Source organism: Streptomyces sp. BE20, from assembly GCF_036322525.1.
GTDB lineage: Bacteria > Actinomycetota > Actinomycetes > Streptomycetales > Streptomycetaceae > Kitasatospora.
The window spans coordinates 1-6,385 of record NZ_JAQYWW010001164.1 but is presented as its reverse complement, the minus strand read 5'-3'; the positions used below and the strand labels follow the sequence as shown (position 1 = coordinate 6,385).

Below are 6,385 nucleotides of genomic sequence, written 5' to 3'. Positions count from 1 at the left end.
GGAACCACCCCGAACGACTCCCACCACGCCGTGAGCGCCACACCCACCGCCCACAGCACCGGCTGCACCACCTCCACCCGCGCCAACCAGTCGTCCCCGCCCCGCAGCACCGCCTCCACCGAGAACCCCGTCAACGGCAACAGCGCCGCATCACACTCCCGCAACCGCTCCACGAACGCTCGCGACCCCAGCAGCCCCACCGCCATACCCAGCCACTGACCACCCTGACCCGGATACACGAACACCACGTCCGAACTGCCCAACGGCGACCCCGCGATCTGTCCCAGACCCGCGGCCACCGCCTCCAGACCCTCCGCGTCCCACGCCACCGCCCGCACCGGGAGCGCCGCCCGGCCCACCAGCGTCGCGCCGACGTCCGCCAGGGAGACCCCTGCGGTGTCCAGGTGGTCGCGGACCACGGCGGCCTGGGCGCGCAGCCCCGCCTCGTCGGCCCCCGCCAGCGGCAGCGGAACGACGGGCGTGGTGCCCGCCGGTGCGACGGCCTCGGCCGGCGCCTGTTCGAGGACGACGTGGGCGTTGGTGCCGCTGAACCCGAAGGAGGAGACCGCGGCCCGGCGGGGGGTGTCCCCGGCCTGCGGCCAGGGCTGCGCGGAGGTGAGCAGCTCCAGCGCGCCCGAGGACCAGTCGATGTGCGGGGAGGGCTCGTCGACGTGCAGCGTCTTCGGCAGCACGCCGCGGCGCATGGCCTCGACCATCTTGATGATGCCGCCGACGCCCGCCGCCGCCTGGGTGTGCCCGAGGTTCGACTTCAGCGAGCCCAGCCGGAGCGGCGCGCCCTCGCGGTCCTGGCCGTACGTCGCCAGCAGCGCCTGGGCCTCGATCGGGTCGCCCAGCGTCGTCCCCGTGCCGTGCGCCTCCACCGCGTCGACCTGGGCCGGGGTCAGCCGGGCGTCGGCCAGCGCGTCGAGGACCACCCGCTGCTGGGAGGGGCCGTTCGGCGCGGTCAGACCGTTGGACGCACCGTCCTGGTTGACCGCGCTGCCCCGGACGACGGCGAGGACCGGGTGGCCCAGGCGCAGGGCGTCCGAGAGCCGCTCGACCAGCAGCAGACCGGCACCCTCGGCCCAGCCGGTGCCGTCGGCCGCGGCGGCGAAGGGCTTGCAGCGGCCGTCGGCGGCCAGGCCGCCCTGCCGGGCGAACTCGACGAACGTGCTCGGACCGGCCATCACGGTGACTCCGCCCGCCAGCGCCATCGCGCACTCGCCCCGGCGCAGCGACTGCACCGCCAGGTGCAGCGCGACCAGCGACGACGAGCAGGCCGTGTCGATGGTGAGGGCAGGGCCCTCCAGCCCGAAGGTGTAGGCGACGCGGCCGGAGATGATGCTCCCGGAGGTGCCGGTGGCCAGGTAGCCCTCGACGCCGTCCGGCAGCGTGGTGAGCTGGGCGGCGTAGTCGTGGTACATCACGCCGGCGAACACGCCGGTGCGGGAACCCTTGACGCCGAGCGGGTCCAGCCCGGCGCGCTCGAAGGTCTCCCACGCGCACTCCAGCAGCAGCCGCTGCTGCGGGTCCATCGCCAGGGCCTCGCGCGGGGAGATGCCGAAGACGGCGGGGTCGAACGCGCCCGCCTCGTCGAGGAATCCGCCCTCCTGGGCGAAGTCGCCCTCCTCCACCGCCCAGCCCCGGTCCTGGGGGAAGCCGGTGATCGCGTCGCGGCCGGAGTCCAGCAGGTCCCAGAGCTGACCGGGCGTGCGCACCCCACCGGGGTAGCGGCAGGCCATACCGATGATCGCGATCGGTTCGGCGGCCTTCTCCTGGACGTCGACGAGGTCGCGACGGGCCTGACGAAGGTCGGCGGTCGCCCGCTTGAGGTAGTCGCGGAGCTTCGCTTCGGTGTCCATGTCTCGCCAACTCCAGTTGCTTGTGGGTCAGTTCGCGCCGATTAAGCGGAGGGTCGGTTCGCGCCGACCGCGCGGAGGGTCAGTTGATGCCGAGTTCGTCGTCGAGCAGGCTGAACAGCTCGGCGTCGTCGGCGGCGGCGATGTCCGCATTGGTGTCGGAGTCCGACGGGCCGTCGCCCGGCCCGTCGGTGCTCGCCCAGCCTGCGAGCATCGCCCGCAGCCGGAGCCCGACGGCGGTCCGGATCGCCTCGCTCGGGCTGCTCGCCGCCAGGCTCGCCTCCAGAACGGCGAGCTCGGCCAGGAGCGCCGCGTCACCTTCGACGGCCGCCGGGGCGAGCCGGTCGCGGAGGGCCTCGGCCAGCGCCAGCGGCGTCGGGTGGTCGAAGATCAGCGTCGGCGCGAGCCGCAGACCGGTGTCGGCGGCCAGACGGTTGCGGAACTCGACCGCGGTGAGTGAGTCGAAGCCCAGCTCGCCGAAGACACGGCCGTCGCCGATCCCCGCCGGGCCGGTGTGGCCGAGCACGGCGACCGCGTGGGTACGGACCAGGCCGAGCAGCGTGCGGGTCCGCTCGGCGGCGGTCATCGGGGCCAGCTGCGCGGTCAGTGCGCGGTCCCGGCCTGCGGCGACGGCAGGCCGGGCCTCCACGCGGACCCCCGGCCGGGCCGGCGCCGGTACCAGACCGGCGAACAGCTCCGGGAGCCGTCCGGCCGCGGCCGCCGGCCGGAGCGCGGCCAGGTCGAGCCCGACCGGGGCCACCAGGGCGACGTCCGCGCGGAGGGCGGCGTCGAACAGGGCGAGCGCGTCCCCGGTGGGCAGCGGCACGATCCCGCCGCCCCGGAGCCGGTCGCGGAGACCGTCCGTCAGGGCGGCGCCGAGACCGGTCTCCCACAGCCCCCACGCCAGCGAGGTGGCGGGAACCCCCTCGGACCGCAGACGGGCGGCGTAGGCGTCCAGGAAGGTGTTGGCCGCGGCGTAGTTGGCCTGGCCGGCGTTGCCGAGAACGCCGGCGACGGAGGAGAACAGCACGAACGCCGCGAGCGGCCGGCCGGCGGTGGCCGCCCGCAGGTTGACCGCCGCATCCACCTTGGCCGCCAGGACGGCCGCGAGCCGGTCGGGCGTCAACCGGGTGAGCACCGCGTCGTCCGTGACGCCGGCGGCGTGCACCACGGCACCGACCTCGACGGGACCGAGCAGACGCCGGACGGCGTCCGGGTCGGCCAGGTCGCAGGCCGCGAGCCGCACCGCCGCACCGGCGCCGGTCAGTTCGTCGACCAGGGCCGCGGCCCCGGGCGCGTCGGGGCCGCGCCGGCTGACCAGCAGCAGGTCCTTGACCCCGTGGGCGGCGACCAGGTGACGGGCCAGAGCCGCGCCGAGCGCCCCGGTGGCGCCGGTGAGCACGACCGTCCCGTCACCGAAGGCGGACGCGACCGGCGCGCCGTCGGCCGGGCCGCCGGTCACGGCCGCAGGAGGCTGCGCCGCGACCAGGCGCGGGACCAGCACCGCGCCGGAGCGGACCGCCGCCTGCGCGAGCCCCGCCTCGACGATGCCCGCGACGAGCGCGCGGCCGTCGGTGGCGGTGGCGGTGTCGGAGGCGGTGGCGGTGTCGGAGGCGGTGGCGGTGTCGGTGTCGGTGTCGATCAGGGTGATCCGGCCGGGATTCTCCGTCTGGGCGACGCGGACCAGACCCCAGAGCGCGGAATGCGCCAGCCCCGTCACCGGGTCGGCCGGGCCCGTGGCCACCGCACCCGAGGTCAGCACCACCAGGTGACCGGCACCGGCCGGGTCGGCGAGCCACGCCTGAAGCGTGCCCAGGGCGGTTTCGAGTGCCCGCCGCACCTCGGCCGGACCGGCCTCGGGCGAGGCCGTGGCGTCGAGCAGGACGACCGGGGCGCCGGGCAGGGCGGGCATCGGCTCGCCGAGCGGCAGGCCGACCCAGCCTGCGGTGTCCCCGCCGCCGACCGCCACGGGCGAAGGCCGCCACTCCACCGTGTAGAGCCCGGCCGTGTCGGCCGCCGGGGCCGCACCGACCGGCCGCAGCGCGAGCCGCTCGATCTCGGCCACCGGCAGCCCGGCACCGTCCGCGATCACCAGGCGCACACCGCCGGGCCCGTCCGGGGTCAGCCGGACCAGCAGCGCGGTCGCGCCGCCGGACACCAGCCGGACACCGGACACCGCGAAGGGCAGGTGGACGTCCGTCCCGGTGACCAGACCGCCGGCGGCGACCGCGTGCAACGCGCTGTCCAGCAGGGCCGGGTGCAGCGCGAAGCCGGCGGGCGGCTCCGCGACCTCGACCTCGGCGAAGACCTCGTCCCCGGACTTCCAGGCCCTGCGCAGGCCCTGGAACGCCGGCCCGTAGCCCAGGCCCGCAGCCTCCATCCCCGGATAGAAGCCCGTGAGGTCGATCTCCTCGGCCCCGGCCGGCACCGTGACGGCGGCCGGGTCGCCGCCGGTCCGCTCCGACAGCAGGCCCGTGGCGTGCTCGGTCCAGGGCGCCTCGGCCCCGGTCCGCGAGTGGACGGCCACCGCCCGACCGGCCTCGTCGTCCGGCGCCCCGACCGTGACCCGGACCTGGACGGTCTCGCGGCCCGGCAGGACGAGCGGAGCCTTCAGCAGCAGTTCCTCCAGCACCGGGGCCCCCACCCGGGAGCCCGCCGCCAGGACCATCTCGAACATCGCGGCACCCGGCACGACCGTGCGGCCGTGAACCGTGTGGTCGACCGCCCACGGGTGGGTCGCCCCGGACAGCGAACCGGTGAACAGCACCAGCCCGGAACCCGGGACCTCCGCCGCCGCACCGAGAATCGGGTGGCCCGTCCCGGTCAGGCCGAGCCCGGTGACGTCCCCGTCGACACCGGTCCGGGGCCGCGGCCAGAACCGCCGGTGCCGGAACGGGTAGGTCGGCAGGTCCGCGTCGGCCCGGCGCCCGACCAGCGCGCTCCAGTCGACGGGCTGGCCGTGGACGAACAGCTCGGCGACCGCCCGGAGCAGCGTGTGCGGCTCGGACCGGTCCCGGCGCAGCGCGGTGACCGCGGTGAGCTCGGGATCGACGTGGCCGATCAGCCCGGTGAGGACGCCGTCCGGGCCGAGCTCCAGCACCCGACGGGCATCGAGGGCGGTGACGGCCTCGGCGAAACGCACCGGGCGCCGGACCTGGTCGACCCAGTACTCCGGGTCCGACCACTGACCGGGCGTCACGGCCTCGCCCGTCACCGTCGAGACGGCGGGAAGCACCGGGTCGTGGAAGGCCAGACCGCTCACCACGGCCCGGAAGTCCACCAGCATCGGCTCCACCAGCCGGGAGTGGAACGCGTGGCTGGTCCGCAGGCGGTTGGTCTTCCAGCCCCGCTCGGTCACCAGCTCGGCGATCGCCACGATGTCGTCCTCGGCACCGGAGACGACCACCGCGTCCGGCCCGTTGACCGCAGCGAGGTCGATGTCCGGGAACGCCTCCCGCACCTCGGCCTCCGACGCCCCGACCGCCAGCATCGCGCCGCCCGGGGGCAGCGCCTGCATCAACCGGCCCCGGGCGGCCACCAGCTTCGCCGCGTCCGCCAGGGTGAGGACCCCGGCGGCGTACGCGGCGGTGATCTCGCCGACCGAGTGACCGGCGACCACGTCCGGGGTCACCCCCCAGGAGCGCACGAGCGCGAGCAGCGCCACCTCGACCGCGAAGATCGCCGGCTGCGCCGAACCCGTCCGGTCCAGCGACTCCGCGTCCAGCCCGTGCAGCCTCAGCCCCAGCGCCTCGCACGCCTCGTCATAGGCGGTCGCGAACACCGGGAAGGTGTCGTACACCTCCCGGCCCATGCCGACCCGCTGCGACCCCTGACCGGTGAACACCACCGCCAGCCGGCCCTCGACCGCCGTCCCGGTGACAATCCGGTCGGTGACGGCCCGGTCGGTGACGGCCCGATCGGTGAACGCGCTCAGGGAATCCTCCAGCGCGGAGCGGTCCTCGGCGAGGAGCACCGCGCGCTGCGGCAGCGCGGCCCGGCCCACCAGGCCCGCCGCGAGCCGGTCGAGCGGGAGCCCACGGTGCTCGGCGATCCGACCCGCCAGCACGCGCAGGGCGTCCTCGTCGGCCGCCGCGAGCACGACCGGAGTGACCGGAAGCGCCGGGAGCGGTGCCTCGTCCGACGCGGTCGCGGGAACCGGTGCGCCCGACGGCGCTTCGAGGATGACGTGGGCGTTGGTGCCGCTGATGCCGAACGAGGACACCCCGGCCCGACGCGGCCGGTCGGTCGCGGGCCAGTCGCGGGCCTCGGTCAGCAGCTCGACCGCACCCGCGGACCAGTCGACCTGCGAGGACGGCGCGTCGACGTGCAGCGTGCCCGGGAGGATCCCGTGGCGCATCGACTGCACCATCTTGATGATGCCCGCGACACCGGCCGCCGCCTGCGTGTGACCGAGGTTCGACTTCACCGACCCCAGCCACAGCGGCTCGTTCTCCGCACGGTCCTGGCCGTAGGTGGCGAGGAGCGCCTGGGCCTCGATCGGGTCACCCAGCGCGGTACCCGTCCCG

At 75.9% G+C, this 6,385-nt stretch carries 2 protein-coding genes; both read right to left on the bottom strand.

Going from position 1 to position 6,385, the window contains the following annotated elements; all coding sequences use genetic code 11:
* A partial coding sequence (locus tag PUR61_RS36630) for a type I polyketide synthase (protein WP_329883886.1) occupies positions 1–1,862 on the bottom strand: 1,862 nt, incomplete at its 3' end.
* A gap of 79 nt (positions 1,863–1,941) precedes the next feature.
* The coding region (locus PUR61_RS36625) for an SDR family NAD(P)-dependent oxidoreductase (protein ID WP_329883885.1) at positions 1,942–6,385 on the bottom strand (4,444 nt) is incomplete at its 5' end.